Consider the following 18,305-nt stretch of genomic DNA (forward strand, 5'->3'; position numbering starts at 1 on the left):
AACGGGGTCACACAGGCCGTCGTCACGCAGGCCCCGGATTTACCAACAGCATCCGTCACTCCGACGGGCGGGGCCTTCGTCACGCCACCACCGGTTGGGGGGCGAGGCTCCGAAGTGCCCGGTGTGGCAGGGGACTTGAGCAGCCGCGGTGCCCACAGCGCGGCCCGGGCCGTCAGTCCGGCGCCGCCGTCCGGCGGCACTGCGCGAAGATCACCTCTCCCCTCTCCTCCGCCCTCCGCGCCGACTAGGCTCACCGCCATGCCCACGGCCAGAAAGCGCGCCCGCGCCTACGACTCCGTCAAGATCCGCAAGGCCGTGCAGGCCCAGCTCGGAAACGTACGCGAGGCCGTACGCACCCTGACTCCCGAGCAGCTGGCGCTGCCGACGCGGCTGGGGGAGTGGACCGTGCGGGAGCTGGTCGCGCACATCGGGATGGCGGTCACGGCCGTCCACCGGAGCCTGGACCGGCCCGAGCCCGCGCGGCAGGACGCGCACATCCTCGACTGGCCCTTCGCCACCGCCGCCAGCTCCGCGGCCATCGCCGACTTCACCCGCGGCCTCGCCGAGCGGTACCCCGACCTCGGCATCTACCTCGACGACATCGACCGGACCCTGACCGAGCTGCTGGACACGCACCCCGGCACCCGGCTCCTGGAGACCAACGCCGGCGCGATGCCCCTCGCCGACTACCTCGTCACCCGCACCGTCGAACTCGTCGTCCACACCGACGACCTCAGCGCCGCCGTCCCTGGCCTGGACATTCCCTACGATCGTCAGGCGCTCGCCGCCTGCACCCGCCTGCTCGCCGACGCCCTGGCCGCGAAGGCGCCCGGCGGCTCGACCGAGGTGCGGATCCCGCCGTACGCCGTCGTGCAGTGCGTCGAGGGGCCCAAGCACACCCGGGGCACCCCGCCGAACGTCGTCGAGACCGACCCGCTGACCTGGATCCGGCTCGCCACCGGAAGGCTGAGCTGGAACGACGCGCTGGAGGCGGCCAAGGTCAGCGCGAGCGGGGAGCGGGCGGACCTGGGCGGGCTGCTCCCGCTGATGAGCTGAACCCTTCACGGGGCTCGTGCGTCAAAGAGCCATGAAACGGACGACGAAGCGGACGACACAGCGCACGACGAAGCGGACGGCATGCGCCAAGTACGCGGCCGCGGCCCTGGCCGGGACCACCGTCCTGGTCGCCTGTGGCACGGAGCCCGCGGGGATCTCGACCCAGGACCTCTCCGCCGTCGAGGACGTCTCCTGGGTGCCCAAGAAGGTCACCGTCGACGGCAAGGACTACGTCCTGCCCGCAAAGGGTGCCCGGCACAAGGCCCAGATCATCTTCGAGCCGACAACCGCCGAGCCGGACGGCGACGGTGGTGAGTCCGGCGGTTCCGTGGGCTGCAACAGCATCGGCGTCGACGTGGCCATCGAGGGCGACACCGTGAAGGTCTCCGACCTCGTCATGACACTGATGGGCTGCCCAGGTGCCGTAGGGGAGTTCGAGCAGAAGTTCGTCGACGTCTTCGACAACGACCTCAGGGCCCGCCTGGACGGGCCCCCGGGTTCCCAGACGCTCACCCTGACCAGCCCGCAGGACGACACCATCACCCTGCGCGAGGAGAAGCCGCCCGCCCTGAAGGGCACCCGCTGGTCCCTCGGCGAGAACGCCTATCTCATCCTCACCAAGAACAACACCGTCACCGGCAGCCTCGGCTGCAACACCTTCCACGACAAGGCGACCGTCAAGGACCGCACCATCGACTTCGGGCCCCTCGCGACCACGCGCATGATGTGTTCGGGACCGGTGATGAAGACCGAGCGCCACCTCGCCGAAATCCTCTCTGGCAAGGTCTCCTACCAGCAGGAACGCGATTCCCTGAAGATCACCAAGGGGCCCGGCGAGAGCGTCACGGCCCGCGCGGAGTAAGAAAGCCCACTCTCCGCGAATTCGGACCAGTGGTCGATCTCGCCTACACTCGGAACCGTGCCACGTGGTGACGGACGACTCAACCACGACCTGCTCCCCGGTGAGAAGGGCCCCCAGGACGCTTGTGGCGTCTTCGGTGTCTGGGCTCCGGGCGAAGAGGTCGCCAAGCTCTCCTACTTCGGGCTCTACGCCCTCCAGCATCGAGGCCAGGAATCCGCGGGAATCGCGGTCAGCAACGGCTCACAGATCCTCGTCTTCAAGGACATGGGCCTCGTGTCCCAGGTCTTCGACGAGACCTCGCTCGGTTCGCTCCAGGGTCACATCGCGGTCGGTCACGCCCGCTACTCGACCACCGGCGCCTCCGTGTGGGAGAACGCCCAGCCGACCTTCCGTGCCACCGCGCACGGTTCCATCGCGCTCGGCCACAACGGCAACCTGGTCAACACGGCGCAGCTCGCCGAGATGGTCGCCGACCTGCCCAAGGACACCAATGGCCGCTCGACCCGCGTCGCGGCCACCAACGACACCGACCTGCTCACCGCGCTCCTCGCGGCCCAGGTCGACGAGGACGGCAAGCCCCTGACCATCGAGGAGGCCGCTCCCGTGGTCCTCCCCCAGGTCCAGGGCGCCTTCTCCCTCGTCTTCATGAACGAGCACACCCTCTACGCCGCCCGCGACCCGCAGGGCATCCGCCCGCTGGTCCTCGGCCGCCTGGAGCGCGGCTGGGTCGTCGCCTCCGAGTCCGCCGCCCTCGACATCTGCGGCGCCGCCTACGTGCGCGAGATCGAGCCGGGCGAGTTCGTCGCCATCGACGAGAACGGCCTGCGCACCTCCCGATTCGCGGAAGCGAAGCCCAAGGGCTGTGTCTTCGAGTACGTCTATCTGGCGCGCCCCGACACCGACATCGCCGGCCGGAACGTGTACCTCTCCCGCGTGGAGATGGGCCGCAAACTCGCCAAGGAAGCGCCCGTAGAGGCCGACCTCGTCATAGCGACCCCGGAGTCCGGCACCCCGGCGGCCATCGGCTACGCCGAGGCGTCCGGAATCCCCTTCGGCGCGGGTCTGGTGAAGAACGCCTATGTCGGCCGTACGTTCATCCAGCCCTCGCAGACCATTCGCCAGCTCGGCATCCGCCTGAAGCTGAACCCGCTCAAGGAAGTCATCAAGGGCAAGCGTCTGGTCGTCGTCGACGACTCGATCGTGCGCGGCAACACCCAGCGCGCCCTGGTCCGCATGCTCCGCGAGGCGGGCGCCGCCGAGGTCCACATCCGGATCTCCTCGCCCCCCGTGAAGTGGCCCTGCTTCTTCGGCATCGACTTCGCCACCCGCGCCGAGCTCATCGCCAACGGCATGACCATCGACGAGATCGGCACCTCGCTGGGCGCCGACTCGCTGGCGTACATCTCCCTCGACGGCATGATCGAGGCGACCACCATCGCCAAGCCGAACCTGTGCCGTGCCTGCTTCGACGGCGAGTACCCGATGGATCTGCCCGACCCGGAGCTGCTCGGCAAGCAGCTGCTGGAGACCGAGCTGGCCGCAGGGCCCGCCGCCACGGCCGCGGCCGACGCGATCCGTCGCCCGTAGACAGCCCGCCATACCTGCCGTACGACACGAAGGTTCTCTACTGCCATGTCTGAGACAACTGGTGCCAGCTACGCAGCCGCGGGCGTCGACATCGAGGCGGGCGACCGCGCCGTAGAGCTGATGAAGGAGTGGGTGAAGAAGACGCAGCGCCCCGAGGTCCTCGGCGGCCTCGGCGGTTTCGCCGGCCTCTTCGACGCCTCCGCCCTCAAGCGCTACGAGCGTCCCCTGCTCGCCTCCGCCACCGACGGCGTCGGCACCAAGGTCGACATCGCGCGCCAGCTGGGCGTCTACGACACCATCGGCCACGACCTGGTCGCGATGGTCATGGACGACATCGTGGTCTGCGGTGCCGAGCCGCTGTTCATGACCGACTACATCTGTGTCGGCAAGGTCCACCCCGAGCGGGTCGCCGCGATCGTCAAGGGCATCGCCGAGGGCTGTGTGCTCGCCGGCTGTGCCCTGGTGGGCGGCGAGACGGCCGAGCACCCAGGTCTGCTCGGCCCGGACGACTTCGATGTCGCAGGCGCCGGTACGGGCGTCGTGGAGGCCGACCGGCTGCTCGGCGCGGATCGCATCCGTAAGGGTGACGCCGTCGTCGCCATGGCGGCCTCCGGTCTTCACTCGAACGGGTACTCGCTGGTCCGGCATGTGCTCCTGAACCAGGCGGGCCTCGCCCTGGACGCCCGGATCGACGAGCTCGGCCGGACCCTCGGCGAGGAGCTCCTGGAGCCCACCAAGATCTACTCGCTGGACTGCCTGGCCCTGCTCCGCACGGCCGAGGTGCATGCCTTCTCGCACGTCACCGGCGGCGGTCTGGCGGCCAACCTGGCCCGCGTCATCCCCGACGGGCTGCACGCGATCGTGGACCGCACCACCTGGACCCCGGGCCCGGTCTTCGACCTCGTCGGCAGGACGGGTCAGGTCGAGCGCCTGGAGCTGGAGAAGACCCTGAACATGGGCGTCGGCATGATCGCGATCGTCCCCGAGGAGTCGGCGGACGTCACCCTGGCGACCCTGGCCGACCGCGGGGTCGAGGCATGGGTCGCGGGCGAGATCACGGATCGCGGCGACCACACCACGGGTGCGGAGCTGGTCGGCGACTACGCCTAGGAACCGACAGGCAGCGCAAAACCCGGTCCGGTGGTGTGGACCACCCCGGACCGGGTTACGCACAGCTGGGTCGTCAAGCTCCGCGGCGTTGAGACGCGGGGCCGGACTCGTCGTCCTCGTCCCCGTCGTCGTTGTAGAGATCCGCGTACTGGGCGTACGGGTCGTCTTCCTCGTCGTCCTCGAACGGCTCGCCATTCGGCGGCTGGCTCGAAGTCGAAGCGCCCAGCTCATTGGCCAGACGCGACAGATCAGTCCCGCCGCTGCTGTACTTCAGCTGGCGGGCGACCTTCGTCTGCTTGGCCTTTGCCCGGCCGCGCCCCATGGCTCGACCCCCTCGGATACGGGGCTCGGTGGCCCCAGAGTCTTGACACGCGTTCATGATCTGGAACGGGCTCTCCGCAGAGAGACCGGTCCGTAGGGCTTCCACGGTACCTGAGCCCACGGCCATACGGTACGTCGCCCGCACCACGTGCCCGCACCCAGGTCCCGCGAAGAGTCCCGTCCTCGCTGGTCAACGGCGATTTTAACCACTTCTTCGCGGCCGACCCGCCGACGAACGTGAGAGTTCTCTCCAAGAGTGCGCCGACGGGTACCGCTCAAACGTCAGAGCGCCGGTTTCACGGCCGCCTCGTGCATGCGCTGCTCGGCGATCCGGTCGGCCGCGGCGGCCGGCGGAATCCCGTCCTCCTTCGCACGTGCGAAGATTGCGAGCGTGGTGTCGTAGATCTTCGCGGCCTTCGCCTTGCACCGCTCGAAGTCGAACCCGTGCAGTTCGTCGGCGACCTGGATGACCCCGCCGGCGTTCACCACGTAGTCCGGCGCGTAGAGGATCCCGCGGTCGGCGAGGTCCTTCTCGACGCCCGGGTGGGCGAGCTGGTTGTTGGCGGCGCCGCAGACGATCCGAGCGGTCAGTGCGGGCACGGTTTCGTCGTCGAGCGCCCCGCCGAGCGCGCACGGGGCGTAGATGTCCAGGCCCTCTGTCCGGATCAGCGCGTCGGTGTCGGCGACGACGGCGACGGAGGGGTGCCGCTCGGCGATCCGCCCCACTGCGTCCTGCCGTACGTCGGTGATCACGACCTGGGCGCCCTCCTCCAGGAGGTGCTCGACCAGATGGTGGCCGACCTTGCCGACACCCGCGACGCCGACGGTACGGCCGCGCAGCGACGGGTCGCCCCACAGGTGCGCGGCGCTGGCCCGCATGCCCTGGTAGACGCCGAAGGCGGTGAGGACGGAGGAGTCGCCGGCGCCGCCGTTCTCGGGGGAGCGGCCGGTCGTCCAGCGGCACTCACGGGCGACGACGTCCATGTCGGCCACGTAGGTGCCGACATCGCACGCGGTGACGTAGCGCCCGCCGAGCGAGGCCACGAAACGGCCGTAGGCGAGGAGCAGTTCCTCGCTCTTGTCGCGCTCGGGGTCGCCGATGATCACGGCCTTGCCGCCACCGTGGTCGAGCCCGGCCATGGCGTTCTTGTACGACATCCCGCGCGCGAGGTTCAGCGCGTCGGCGACGGCCTCCTGCTCACTCGCGTACGGGTAGAAGCGCGTCCCGCCGAGGGCGGGGCCGAGCGCGGTGGAGTGGAGGGCGATGACGGCCTTGAGGCCGCTCTTGCGGTCCTGGCAGAGCACGACTTGCTCATGACCGCCCTGGTCCGAGTGGAACAGGGTGTGCAGCACGTCGGCAGCGGCGCCGGTTACGTCGGTCACTGTGGTGACTCCTGGGTCCATTGCGGCGATGGGACACAGGCGCCCGTAAGGGTGGCGGGGCCTGTGGGCACGAGATTAGGGCCTGGGGCGGCCCCTGACCGTGCAGTGCTCAGGATCACCTTCCCGCGGGGTGCGGGCGTGCGACGATTTGCATAGTTTCCCGCGCGTTTCGTGTGCGGGTTTCGCAGGTTTTCCCGGCAGGCGGCGGGGGAGAGAGCAGGCGTGCCCAAGGTGTCCTCGGTGACCGTCCCGTACGCGACCTATCTGCGCGTGTACGAGCCGCTGGCCGCCTTCCCGGAGCCCGAGCGCAGCCACTGGGCGCGTTATGCCCGCCGCCCGGACCGTCCCTCGTACCAGGACGAGCTGCGCCGCTCCCTGGCCGACCTGCTGCCCACCCCGCCCGTCCCGGTGCCGGTGCACGAGAGCAGCGACGCCTTCGTGCTCGACGTGGACGGCGTGGTGTGCGTGTGTCCCTGGCGCACCCGGCTGCGCGGCTGGCTGGCCCTGGAGGAGCTCGGGGAGGAGCTGCCGGGGCCGGTCCTGGACGCGGTGCTGCCCGAGGTCGTACGCCGCCAGACCGCCCAGGACTACGAGCGCTGGCTCGCCCGCAACCCGGACGCCCGGCCCTGGATCCGCACCGCGACGTGGCAGGTGCCGGTGAACTGGTTCGTACTCGTCTCCGACGAGGAGCGGCGCTTCGACAAGGGGTCCGGCGAGATCCCGCCGATGCTGCGCTACCGCACGCCCATGGTGCAGGCCCGGCGGCGCGTGGCGCGGGCTCTGCGGGCCCTGAAGGACTCCGTCGACGAAGGGCCGCTCATCGACGGCCTGATCGACGTGGGGCGCTGGCTGGAGGAGTTCCACCCGCGCTCGCTGGTCGAGCTCGACTACGGCGGCCTTGTGCATGTGCTCCCGCCGGGCGAGCTGGAGGACGACCACTCGGCGGCGGACGTGGCCGAGGGCATCGAGGCGCTCAGGCACGGTGACGGGGTCACGGCGGGTGAGGCCTACGGGCGGCTCGTGGAGCGCTGGCGGGCCGTCAGGGACCGTCGCTCGGCGAACTGATGTGCGCCAGGTCACGAACAGGCGTTTGACCTGACGCCCGTTTTGGGGTTTCGTCCTGGCTCAAGGTGTTCAACTTCCCCTGAAGTCTCATCGACAAGGGACGTAGGTTTCGATCCGGGCGTACGCCTCACGGAGTGTCAAGCGTGATGGACCGCACGTACCCGGCTCTTGCATCTCTTGCCCCTCCTCATGCCAAAATAGGACAAGGGGCCCGGGGGAGGTTCCGCTTTGGGGGGTCTGATGACTCCTGATCACCCCTGTGACTGATCGTCACAGGGGTGTGACTGTCCGCTATGGCATGGTCCATCGGCTTCCGTCGCCGATGAACACCTGGGGGGCAATTCCATCGGTTTGGCCGACGCGGCTGGACAGATGGTGTAGTTGTAGTGCCGAGGACAAGCCGTTCGTCCTATAACCGACTCGACCCGCATCCGCCATTTCGGGCAACGCGGGTCAAGGTGCAGAATTTAGAGGAAAGAACCGAGAAGGTTCGGTTCTCCCGAGGAGGCCGCTCATGACCGCTCGCACCCCTGATGCCGAGCCGCTGCTGACCCCGGCTGAGGTCGCCACGATGTTCCGCGTGGACCCGAAGACGGTCACGCGGTGGGCGAAGGCTGGCAAGCTCACGTCGATCCGTACGCTCGGCGGGCACCGCCGTTACCGCGAGGCTGAGGTCCGCGCTCTGCTCGCGGGCATCCCGCAGCAGCGCAGCGAGGCCTGAACAACTGAATAACCGGGCAAACCGGTCGGCCCCCCAGCCGGCTGCGGCGTCCGGACACCGGCTCCAAGCGACGCGGGTCCTGCCCCAACAGGGCCCATTCTCCACCTCGTCGTCGATCGCGCTGGACTCCGCCGAGTCCAGCGCGATCTTTTTTGTGCGCGGAGTGTGGGCGTACGGCGGCCCTGTGAGCGGGCTTGTCGGAGTCTGGGGAGGGGTGTCGGATCTCCTGTGAGGCAGCCCCTGGGTGACGTGCGAACAGGAGTGCAATTGCACATATTAAATTGACCTGTTGTAAGTGAGCAGTAAGTTCCACGGTTTCAAAAACTCATGCGGTGACTCCCGTCACATGCCAGAGTCCTTGTTGCCGTCGGGCCCGGTGCGCTAAAGGCGTTTCGCCGGGGAGGGGGTTCCGTCCGTCACGGGCTCCTCCGGTGGTGAGCCGGCTGCCGGTCCGGAGTCCATCGCCAGCCGCAACAGGCGGTGGCAGATCGCGCAGTGGCGGGTCAGATGCCGATACGACGACGCGGCCGCCAGGTGCGCACGCAGCAACGCCCGCGTCTCGTGCCTGACCGATGCCGCCATACGCCACCTCCGGGCTCCGCTGGAACGGGGGCCTGGTTTCTGGGTACTCGGGCTCGGAGACGCCGTCAAGATGGCGTGTGGCCCCACGGGGGGCGCGGTGGCCCGTAGTTCGGCACTGGGATCACCCGGCCCGGCGCACACATACGAAGAAGGCCCGCGCCCCGTTGCCGGGATGCGGGCCTTGCTTCTCACTGCGGTCCTGACGGGATTTGCTGTGTCTGATTGCGGCTTCGCCGCGGGCGCGGCCTCTCCTCGGCAGGGGGGCGATGCATGAAGAAGGCCCGCGCCCCGTTGCCGGGAGGCGGGCCTTCTTCTCACTGCGGTCCTGACGGGATTTGAACCCGCGGCCTCCACCTTGACAGGGTGGCGAGCACTCCAAACTGCTCCACAGGACCAGGTTTCGCGGCGCTTACTGGTGCGTTGCGCTGCGAGAAGGACTGTACAGGAGCTGGCGGGTCCTGGTCGAACTCACCCTCCGTGCAGGGGCCGTCACGGGGCCAGGGTGTCGATCGCCTTCACGATCCGCTTGTCGGAGACGGGGTACGCCGTGCCGAGCGCGTGGGCGAAATAGCTGACCCGCAGTTCCTCGATCATCCAGCGGATGTCCAGGACCTGCTGGGGCACGGGCCGCCCCTGCGGGAGCTGTTCCAGGAGCCAGGCGTACTCGTCCTGCATCTCGTGGACCTTCTCCATACGGGTCGTGTCCCGCTGGACGTTCGTCGGCATCTGCTGGAGACGCCTGTCCGCCGCGACCAGGTAGCGCATCAGGTCGGGCAGGCGTCGCAGTCCCGTAGCCGTCACGAACCCCGGCTTCACCAGCGCGTCCAGCTGGGCCCGTACGTCCGCCAGGTTCGCCAGCAGCGCCGGGCTCCGTACGGCCTTCAGACGCCGCTCACAGGCATGCCAGGCGGCGAGCACCTGCTGCACCTGCCCGACCGTACGGACCGTGGTGTCGACGATCTCGGCGCGCACCTTGTCGTAGAGCTTCCGGTAGGACTCCTCGTCCCACGCCGGCCCCCCGAAGTCCCCGATCAGCTTGTCCGCGGCCGCCGTCGCGCAGTCCTCGAACAGGGCCTGGATCGAGCCGTGCGGATTCGCCGACAGGGCCAGCTTCTGGGGGTTCGTCAGCTTCTCGGACGCGAACTTCGCCGGGCTCACCGGGATGTTGCGCACGATCAGCCGCCGCGTGCCCTTCCACATCGCCTCGGCCTGCTCCGCCTCCGTGTCGAAGAGGCGGACGGAGACGGTGTCGCCGTCGTCCACCAACGCCGGGTACGCCTTCACCGGCTGGCCGGCCCGGCGGGTCTCGAAGACGCGCGTGAGCGTGCCGATGGTCCAGTCCGTCAGGCCCTTGCGCTCCAGGGACTCCCCGCCCTCGCGGGACGCGGTCGCTGCCGCCGCCTGCGAGAGGGCCTCGCGTGCCTTCGGCCTCAGCTTCAGGCGCAGGGACTCCAGGTCCTTGTCCTCGGCCAGCTTGCGGCGCCGCTCGTCGACGATCCGGAAGGTGATGCGGAGGTGGTCCGGGATGCGTGCCCAGTCGAAGTCCTCCGCGTCGAAGGGCACCCCGACCATGCGCTTCAGCTCACGCGCCATGGTGGTCGTCAACGGCTCCTGCAACGGGACGGCCGTATCGAGGAACCGCTTCGCGAAGTTCGGTGCCGGCACGTAGTTGCGGCGGATCGGCTTGGGCAGGGAACGGATCAGCTCCGTCACCAGCTCCTCCCGCAGGCCCGGGATCTGCCAGTCGAAGCCCTCGTCCTTCACCTGGTTCAGGACCTGGAGCGGGATGTGGACCGTCACACCGTCCGCGTCCGCCCCCGGCTCGAACTGGTACGTCACCCGGAACTTCAGCGGCCCCTGCCGCCAGGAGTCGGGATAGGCGTCCTTCGTGACCGCCTCCGCCGACTCCCGGATGAGCATTTCCCGCTCGAAGTCCAGGAACTCCGGCTCCTCGTGCCGCTTGTGCTTCCACCACGAGTCGAAGTGCGCCCCGGACACCACGTGTTCGGGCACCCGCTGGTCGTAGAAGTCGAACAGGGTGTCGTCGTCGACCACGATGTCCCGGCGCCGCGCCCGGTGCTCCAACTCCTCGACCTCGCTGAGGAGTCTGCGGTTGTCGGCGAAGAACTTGTGGTGGGTACGCCAGTCGCCCTCGACGAGCGCGTTGCGGATGAACAGCTCGCGGGACGTCTCCGCGTCGATACGGCCGTAGTTGACCTTGCGCTGGGCGACGATCGGCACGCCGTACAGCGTGACCTTCTCGTACGCCATCACCGCGGCCTGGTCCTTCTCCCAGTGCGGTTCGGAGTACGTCCGCTTCAGCAGGTGTTCGGCCAGGGGCTCGACCCACTCCGGCTCGATCTTCGCGTTGACGCGGGCCCACAGGCGGGAGGTCTCCACCAGCTCCGCCGACATCACGAAACGCGGCTGCTTCTTGAAGAGCGCCGAGCCCGGGAAGATCGCGAACTTGGCGCTCCGGGCGCCGAGGTACTCGTTCTTGTTGCCGTCCTTCACGTCCTTCATACCGACGTGCGACAGCAGTCCGGCGAGGAGGGAGACGTGGACGGACTGGTCGGCCGCGTCCTCCTCGTTGAGGTGGATGCCCATCTGCTTGGCGACGGTCCGCAACTGCGTGTAGATGTCCTGCCATTCGCGGATGCGCAGGAAGTTCAGGTACTCCTGCTTGCACATCCGGCGGAAGGACGACGAGCCGCGCTCCTTCTGCTGCTCACGGACATAGCGCCACAGGTTGAGGTAGGCGAGGAAATCGCTGGTCTCGTCCTTGAAGCGGGCGTGCTGCTGGTCGGCCTGGGTCTGCTTGTCGGCCGGGCGTTCGCGCGGGTCCTGGATGGAGAGCGCGGCGGCTATGACCATGACCTCGCGGACACAGCCGTTCTTGTCGGCCTCCAGGACCATGCGCGCGAGGCGCGGGTCGACGGGCAGCTGGGCGAGCTTGCGGCCGGTCTCGGTGAGCCGCTTGCGCGCGTCCTTCTGCGCCGGATCAAGGGCGTTGAGCTCCTGCAGCAGCTGCACGCCGTCGCGGATGTTGCGGTGGTCCGGCGGGTCGATGAAGGGGAACTTCTCGATGTCGCCGAGGCCGGCCGCGGTCATCTGCAGGATGACGGAGGCGAGGTTCGTCCGCAGGATCTCGGCGTCCGTGAACTCCGGACGGGCGTTGAAGTCCTCTTCGCTGTACAGGCGGATGCAGATGCCGTCGGAGGTACGGCCGCAGCGGCCCTTGCGCTGGTTGGCGCTGGCCTGCGAGACCGGCTCGATGGGCAGCCGCTGGACCTTGGTGCGGTGGCTGTAGCGGGAGATGCGGGCGAAGCCGGGGTCGATGACGTACTTGATGCCCGGGACGGTGAGGGAGGTCTCGGCGACGTTGGTCGCCAGAACGATCCTGCGCCCGGTGTGCTGCTGGAACACGCGGTGCTGCTCGGCGTGCGAGAGCCGGGCGTACAGCGGCAGCACCTCGGTGAAGCGGTATTGCCTCTTCTCCAGCGCGTCCGCGGTGTCCCGGATCTCCCGCTCACCGGAGAGGAAGACGAGGATGTCGCCCTTGCCCTCGCCCTGGAGCTCCTCCACGGCGTCGCAGATCGCGGTGATCTGGTCGCGGTCGGAGTCGTCCGAGTCGTCTTCCAGCAGCGGCCGGTACCGCACCTCCACCGGGTACGTACGGCCGCTGACCTCGACGATCGGCGCGTCCCCGAAGTGCCGGGAGAACCGCTCCGGATCGATGGTCGCCGAGGTGATGACGACCTTGAGGTCGGGGCGCTTCGGCAGCAGCTGGGCCAGGTACCCCAGCAGGAAGTCGATGTTGAGGGACCGCTCGTGGGCCTCGTCGATGATGATCGTGTCGTAGGCACGCAGCTCGCGGTCGGTCTGGATCTCGGCGAGCAGGATGCCGTCCGTCATCAGCTTCACGAAGGTCGCGTCCGGGTTCACCTGGTCGGTGAAGCGCACCTTCCAGCCGACGGCCTCGCCCAGCGGGGTGTCCAGCTCCTCGGCGACCCGCTCGGCGACGGTACGCGCGGCGATCCGGCGGGGCTGGGTGTGCCCGATCATGCCCTTGACACCCCGGCCGAGCTCCAGGCAGATCTTCGGGATCTGGGTGGTCTTGCCGGATCCGGTCTCACCGGCCACGATCACGACCTGGTGATCACGGATGGCGGCCGCGATGTCGTCCTTCTTCTGGCTGACCGGAAGCTGCTCGGGATACGACACGGCGGGCACCCGAGCACGGCGGGCACCCACGCGCTCCTCGCCCTTGCCGACCTCCGCCTCGATCTCGGCCAGCACGGCGGCGCGCGCCTCCGGCTTGCGGATCTTGCGCGCGCCTTCGAGCCTGCGCCCGAGCCGGTGCGCGTCACGCAGGGACAGCTCGGTCAGGCGGGCGGCGAGTTCCCCGAAGGCGGGGGTGCCGGGGGCGGAGGTGCCGGGGGCGGGGGCAGGGTGCGTAGACATACGCGATCCAGGATCTCATCCTCGGGAAATTACTGGCGAACGGTTTTGTCCCGGGGGTGGGTGTCACGGCCCAGGGGGCCGCTGTCACGGCACATACAACAAGACCCCGATCCGGGGATCGGGGTCTGTGCTGTGGCTGGGGCCGGGGTCGAACCGGCGACCTACCGCTTTTCAGGCGGTCGCTCGTACCAACTGAGCTACCCAGCCGCGAGGCTTCCGGGGAAACCTCAGCGGTCCTGACGGGATTTGAACCCGCGGCCTCCACCTTGACAGGGTGGCGAGCACTCCAAACTGCTCCACAGGACCAAGCGTTGTGCACGAACAGTGTCGCACACGGTAATGCGTGCCCCCAACGGGATTCGAACCCGTGCTACCGCCTTGAAAGGGCGGCGTCCTAGGCCGCTAGACGATGAGGGCTATCGGCCCGCCTGGGCGCTTCTCAGCGCGTCGGGGACGTGAGAAGCATATGGGATGCCGGGAGGTATCGCCAAAACGGTTTCAGGGGCTGCCCGTGGGCGAGGCCGTGGAGGAGCCCGTGCCCGAACCCGTGGGGGAGGGGGTAGCCCCCGGCTGGTTGTCCTGTGGGAGGTGGCGGCTGACCTCCGCCGTCGTGAGGCCGAGGCCGCCGAGTCTGATCTCGTCCCAGGCCTGCAGGCGGCGGGTGTCACGGTCCATGTAGAGGATCGAGGCCTCGATGGGGTCCGGGTACTTGCCCTCGACGGCCCGCAGCCCGCTGCCGCCCGTCGAGCCCTCGACGCGCAGCCGCGTGCCCTTCTTCATGACCTCCATCTCCTCGTGGTGGAGATGGCCGGACAGGATCATCGGGACCTCGCCGTCGACCTCGCGGGCCGCCGAGGGCTCGTGCGCGATCGCGAGGTCGACCGGGGTGCCCGCGGCCCGCTGTGCGCGCAGGGCGGCGGCCAGGCGGTCGCCGGCCGCCTCCTGGGACTCGTCGGCCCCCGGGTTCGTGGAGCGGTCGGGGGTGAACTGGGGGTCGCCCATGCCGGCGAACCGCAGTCCGGCGATCGTCTCGGCCTTGCCGTTGTCCAGGACGTGGACCCGCTTCAGGCCCTCCATGTAGCGCTGGGTGGTCAGGGAGTCGTGGTTGCCGCGGACCCAGACGTACGGCGCGCCGAGGTCGGGGATCGGGTCGAGGAAGCCGTTCTCCGCCGCCGTGCCGTGGTCCATGGTGTCGCCGGAGTCGACGATCACGTTGACCTTGTACTGCTCCACCAGCGAGGCGATGATCTTCCAGCTCGCCGGGTTCAGATGGATGTCCGAGACGTGCAGGACCCGGATGGTGGTGGGGTCCGGCTGGTAGGCGGGGAGCGTGGACGTGACGTCGTAGAGCTTCGTCACGTTGGTCACCAGGCGGGCCAACTCCTTCTGGTAGACGTCGAACTCGGTGACGATGCTGCGCGCGTTGCCGACCAGGGAGGGTGCGGAGGAGAGCAGCCCCGAGAACTTCGGCTCCAGGACGGATTCCGGGTTCCAGGTGGCGTAGGCCGTGCCGCCGCAGGCCGCGAGGAGGGTCAGGGCGAGGCCGCCGGCGGCCATGGCCCGGCGGGGGCGGCGGTAGACCGCGAGGCCGAGGGCCGTGGCGCCCGCCACCACGGCGACGCAGGAGCGCAGGGCGAGGTCGAGGGTGCCGTGCTCGACGTCCGTGGCGACCTCGTCCTGGAGGCCGGAGAGGCGCTCGGGGTGGTCGACGAGGGCCTGGGAGCGTTCCGGGTCGAGCTGGTCGACGTTGACGTCGAGGCGGACCGGCGCCTGGTGGCTGTCCAGCTGGAGCGCGCCGAGCGGCGAGATGTTGATCTTCGTGCCGCCGGTCAGGGACGGTCGCAGGGTCATCGTGGTGTTCATGGGGCCGACCGGGACCCGGACGTTGCCGACGATCAGCAGACCGAGCCAGGCGCCCAGCAGGACGACGGCGACCAGGCCGAGGGCGCGGGCCCAGGGGTGCGGCTGGTGGACGAGCTCGACGGACGGGTGGGATCGGCGCCTGCCGTACTGGCGGGCGAGGGCTCGCGGGGGCCTTCGTAGGGTGTTCAGGATGCTCCGGACGTTCAGGACTGCGGCGGGGACGCGGGCCATTGATCCCGTATGCCCAAGTCCGCCCGCGGATATGCGGCGTGCTCAAGGCTCTCGTACGGATGGCCCGTACCGGAGAATGGGCGTGTGCTGGAGATGACGCGCGAGGAGTTCGAGGAACTGGTCGCCGAGGCGCTGGACCGGATTCCGCCGGAGTTGACGCGGCTGATGGACAACGTCGCGGTGTTCGTCGAGGACGAACCGCCGGCGGACGATCCCGAGCTGCTCGGGCTCTACGAGGGCACCCCGCTGACCGACCGGGGCGAGTGGTACGCCGGGGTGCTGCCGGACCGGATCACGATCTACCGGGGGCCGACCTTGCGGATGTGTGCTTCCCGTGAGGAGGTCGTCGCGGAGACCGAGGTGACGGTCGTGCACGAGATCGCCCATCACTTCGGGATCGACGACGCGCGGCTGCACTCGCTCGGGTACGGGTGAGGGTTTCGAACGGGGCGCGTGTCCTCTTGTGGGCGGCGGGAGTTGGGCAGGTTGACTCTTTGACGACCGCCCTCGGAGGTGGCTGCTCGTGCGCCCCTTGTACGTACCCGTCCGTCTGGCCGCCACGGTCATGGCCGTCGCCGCCGCAGCGGGCTGCATGAGCGTGGGCGGGGACGACGGTGGCGGCGGCGCGAAGCCGTCCCGCTCCGCCGGTGACCGGGCCGGGGAGGCACCGGACGGCGGGTCCGCTGCCTCGGGCGGTTCCGTGGGGCTCGACGGGACGGGTTCGGACGGCAAGCACGGCAGGCACGGCAAGGGGAAGGACGGCAAGGGCTCGGCCTCGCCGTCGGTGTCCGCCTCGGCGGGAGCCGGCGCGTCGGCCCCGGTGGGGGTGAAGCCGGGGAGTTCGGTGCAGCCGGTGCCCTCGACGACCAGGATCGACCCGGCGCCCACCCGTACGCCCGACCCGGAGCCGCCGGCGCCGAGCGAGCCGCCCGCCTCTCCCACGCCGTCGCCGCCGCCCGCCGAGCCGTCCTCCTCCGCGCAGCCGGAGACGGGGACGGGGACGCAGCTGAGCCAGCGGGAACCGGCGCCCACCGCCGGATCGCCGGTGTGACGGACCCCGTGGAAGGACCCCGCGAAGGGCCCCTGTGAAGGTCCGGAGTGACCTCGGATACATACGAGGGGATCGGTTTGCCTTCGGGGGTGATGGGTGCGTATGGTTATAGATCGTTTGATCATTTGCCCGGCGCCAAAGCAGAAGAGCGCCGTGTGGCGCGTTCTCTCCCCTTACCGTGGCTGACCGCATTGAGGCGGTCGTATTGCGAATCACGGAGTTGACGGGCGCGTGCCGACGAGACTCCGGAAGGTTTCGCATACGCATGTCCATTTCCAGTACTGATCACGTCGTCGTGCCCGAGAACGAGGGCACCGAGGACGTCACCGAGGCCACCACTCCCGAAGTCACCTTCGAGAGCCTCGGTCTCCCCGAGGGCGTTGTGCGCAAGCTCGCCCAGAACGGCGTGACCACCCCCTTCCCGATCCAGGCCGCGACCATCCCGGACGCCCTGGCCGGCAAGGACATCCTCGGCCGTGGCCGCACCGGCTCCGGCAAGACCCTCTCCTTCGGTCTGCCGACCCTGGCCCGCCTCTCCGGCGGCCGCACCGAGAAGCACAAGCCGCGCGCCGTCATCCTCACCCCGACCCGTGAGCTCGCGATGCAGGTCGCGGACGCTCTCCAGCCCTACGGCGACGTCCTCGGCCTGAAGATGAAGGTCGTCTGCGGCGGTACGTCCATGAGCAACCAGATCTACGCCCTGGAGCGCGGTGTCGACGTGCTCGTCGCCACTCCGGGCCGGCTGCGTGACCTCATCAACCGCGGCGCCTGCTCCCTGGCGGACATCGAGGTCGCCGTCATCGACGAGGCCGACCAGATGTCCGACCTGGGCTTCCTGCCCGAGGTCACCGAGCTGCTCGACCAGGTGCCGGCCGGCGGCCAGCGGATGCTGTTCTCGGCCACGATGGAGAACGAGATCTCCACCCTGGTCAAGCGCTACCTGAGCAACCCGGTCACGCACGAGGTCGACAGTGCCCAGGGCAACGTCACGACCATGTCGCACCACATCCTGATCGTGAAGCCCAAGGACAAGGCGCCGGTCACCGCGGCCATCGCCTCCCGCAAGGGCCGCACCATCATCTTCGTCCGCACCCAGCTGGGCGCCGACCGCATCGCCGAGCAGCTGTGCGACTCCGGTGTGAAGGCCGACGCGCTGCACGGCGGTATGACGCAGGGCGCGCGCACCAGGGTGCTGGAGGACTTCAAGAAGGGCTACGTCAACGCGCTCGTCGCGACCGACGTCGCCGCCCGCGGCATCCACGTCGACGGCATCGACCTCGTCCTGAACGTCGACCCCGCCGGTGACCACAAGGACTACCTGCACCGCGCAGGGCGTACCGCTCGCGCGGGCCGCACCGGCACGGTCGTATCCCTGTCCCTGCCGCACCAGCGCCGCCAGATCTTCCGGCTGATGGAGGACGCGGGCGTCGACGCCGGGCGTCACATCATCAACTCCGGTACGGCCTTCGAGCCCGAGGTCGCCGAGATCACCGGCGCCCGTTCGATGACCGAGGTCCAGTCCGAGTCCGCGGTCAACGTGGCTCAGCAGGCCGAGCGCGAGGTCGCCCAGCTCACCAAGGAGCTGGAGCGGGCGCAGCGCCGCGCGACCGAGCTGCGCGAGGAGGCCGACCGCCTGGTCGCCCGCGCCGCCCGTGAGCGCGGTGAGGACCCGGAGGCCGCGGTCGCCGCCGTCGCCGAGGCCACCGTGGCCCAGGAGACGGAGGCTGCGGCCGAGGCCGTGGCCGCCGAGCAGCCCGCCGAGCGCCCCGCGTACGAGCAGCCGCGTCAGCGCCGTGACGAGCGGGGCAACTACGAGCGCCGTGACGACCGTCGGGACGACCGTGGTGGCCGTTCCTTCGAGCGTCGTGACGACCGCTCCTCGGGTGGGTTCAACCGCGACCGCCGGGACGGCGAGCGTGGCGGGTTCCGCCGTGACGACCGTCGGGACGACCGTGGTGGCCGTTCCTTCGAGCGCCGTGACGACCGCTCCTCGGGCGGGTTCAACCGTG

General features: G+C 69.4%; 14 protein-coding genes and 4 tRNA genes. 9 read left to right on the forward strand and 9 right to left on the reverse strand.

The genetic code is table 11. From position 1 onward, the window contains the following. Positions 1-258: 258 nt before the first annotated feature. The 4 genes from ACFVYN_RS34155 to purM are packed head-to-tail and all read left to right on the forward strand — an operon-like array spanning position 259 to position 4,615. Positions 259-1,056 (forward strand): sterol carrier family protein, encoded by a 798-nt coding sequence (locus tag ACFVYN_RS34155; protein WP_390005754.1) that lies wholly within the window; start codon positions 259-261, stop codon positions 1,054-1,056. A gap of 31 nt (positions 1,057-1,087) precedes the next feature. Then, the gene (locus ACFVYN_RS34160; RefSeq protein ID WP_390005755.1) at positions 1,088-1,918 is read left to right on the forward strand and encodes an META domain-containing protein; all 831 of its coding nucleotides are present in this window, start codon (positions 1,088-1,090) and stop codon (positions 1,916-1,918) included. Positions 1,919-1,975: 57 nt separating this feature from the next. Further along, positions 1,976-3,505, forward strand: coding sequence for an amidophosphoribosyltransferase (gene purF / locus ACFVYN_RS34165; protein ID WP_390005757.1), 1,530 nt, complete (start codon positions 1,976-1,978; stop codon positions 3,503-3,505). A gap of 45 nt (positions 3,506-3,550) precedes the next feature. After that, the gene (gene purM, locus ACFVYN_RS34170) at positions 3,551-4,615 is read left to right on the forward strand and encodes a phosphoribosylformylglycinamidine cyclo-ligase (RefSeq protein WP_390005759.1); all 1,065 of its coding nucleotides are present in this window, start codon (positions 3,551-3,553) and stop codon (positions 4,613-4,615) included. 73 nt (positions 4,616-4,688) lie between these two features. On the opposite strand, the gene ACFVYN_RS34175 is transcribed toward purM, so the two are convergent. Further along, positions 4,689-4,937: a DUF3073 domain-containing protein gene (locus ACFVYN_RS34175; protein ID WP_352391842.1), complete on the reverse strand. Its 249-nt coding sequence runs from the start codon at positions 4,935-4,937 to the stop codon at positions 4,689-4,691. 281 nt (positions 4,938-5,218) lie between these two features. After that, on the reverse strand, positions 5,219-6,319 hold the full coding sequence (locus ACFVYN_RS34180) for a Leu/Phe/Val dehydrogenase (protein WP_390005760.1): 1,101 nt from the start codon (positions 6,317-6,319) through the stop codon (positions 5,219-5,221). A 222-nt stretch (positions 6,320-6,541) separates the two neighbouring features. Between ACFVYN_RS34180 and ACFVYN_RS34185 the strand changes: the two genes are divergently transcribed. Both ACFVYN_RS34185 and bldC read left to right on the forward strand, forming a co-directional pair. After that, on the forward strand, positions 6,542-7,384 hold the full coding sequence (locus tag ACFVYN_RS34185) for a hypothetical protein (protein ID WP_390005761.1): 843 nt from the start codon (positions 6,542-6,544) through the stop codon (positions 7,382-7,384). A 514-nt stretch (positions 7,385-7,898) separates the two neighbouring features. Further along, on the forward strand, positions 7,899-8,105 hold the full coding sequence (gene bldC / locus ACFVYN_RS34190; RefSeq protein WP_003949541.1) for a developmental transcriptional regulator BldC: 207 nt from the start codon (positions 7,899-7,901) through the stop codon (positions 8,103-8,105). A gap of 381 nt (positions 8,106-8,486) precedes the next feature. Here the strand turns inward: bldC and ACFVYN_RS34195 are convergent, their stop codons facing one another. The 7 genes from ACFVYN_RS34195 to ACFVYN_RS34225 form a co-directional block, all read right to left on the reverse strand. Continuing rightward, a complete protein-coding gene (locus ACFVYN_RS34195) occupies positions 8,487-8,687 on the reverse strand; it encodes a DUF6274 family protein (protein ID WP_390005762.1) in 201 nt (66 codons plus the stop codon). A 320-nt stretch (positions 8,688-9,007) separates the two neighbouring features. Then, positions 9,008-9,082, reverse strand: a tRNA-Asp gene (locus ACFVYN_RS34200). A 94-nt stretch (positions 9,083-9,176) separates the two neighbouring features. Further along, complete coding sequence (hrpA, locus tag ACFVYN_RS34205; protein WP_390005764.1) at positions 9,177-13,151, reverse strand: ATP-dependent RNA helicase HrpA; 3,975 nt, start codon at positions 13,149-13,151, stop codon at positions 9,177-9,179. A gap of 133 nt (positions 13,152-13,284) precedes the next feature. After that, positions 13,285-13,358 (reverse strand) — tRNA-Phe (locus ACFVYN_RS34210). Between the two features lie 24 nt (positions 13,359-13,382). Continuing rightward, a tRNA-Asp gene (locus ACFVYN_RS34215) sits at positions 13,383-13,457 on the reverse strand. Between the two features lie 38 nt (positions 13,458-13,495). Then, positions 13,496-13,568, reverse strand: a tRNA-Glu gene (locus ACFVYN_RS34220). A gap of 81 nt (positions 13,569-13,649) precedes the next feature. Beyond that, positions 13,650-15,245 carry a metallophosphoesterase gene (locus tag ACFVYN_RS34225; protein ID WP_390005765.1) on the reverse strand — a complete coding sequence of 532 codons (1,596 nt, stop codon included), beginning with the start codon at positions 15,243-15,245 and terminating at the stop codon, positions 13,650-13,652. Positions 15,246-15,329: 84 nt separating this feature from the next. Here ACFVYN_RS34225 and ACFVYN_RS34230 point away from each other — a divergent pair, with 84 nt between their 5' ends. The 3 genes from ACFVYN_RS34230 to ACFVYN_RS34240 form a co-directional block, all read left to right on the forward strand. Beyond that, positions 15,330-15,680, forward strand: coding sequence for a metallopeptidase family protein (locus ACFVYN_RS34230; RefSeq protein ID WP_390005767.1), 351 nt, complete (start codon positions 15,330-15,332; stop codon positions 15,678-15,680). Positions 15,681-15,768: 88 nt separating this feature from the next. After that, positions 15,769-16,296, forward strand: a complete 528-nt coding sequence (locus tag ACFVYN_RS34235; RefSeq protein ID WP_390005768.1) for a hypothetical protein — start codon at positions 15,769-15,771, stop codon at positions 16,294-16,296. A gap of 265 nt (positions 16,297-16,561) precedes the next feature. Further along, the coding region (locus ACFVYN_RS34240) for a DEAD/DEAH box helicase (RefSeq protein WP_390005769.1) at positions 16,562-18,305 on the forward strand (1,744 nt) is incomplete at its 3' end.

The organism is Streptomyces sp. NPDC058307 (assembly GCF_042880295.1).
In the GTDB taxonomy this organism is placed as follows: Bacteria; Actinomycetota; Actinomycetes; order Streptomycetales; family Streptomycetaceae; genus Streptomyces.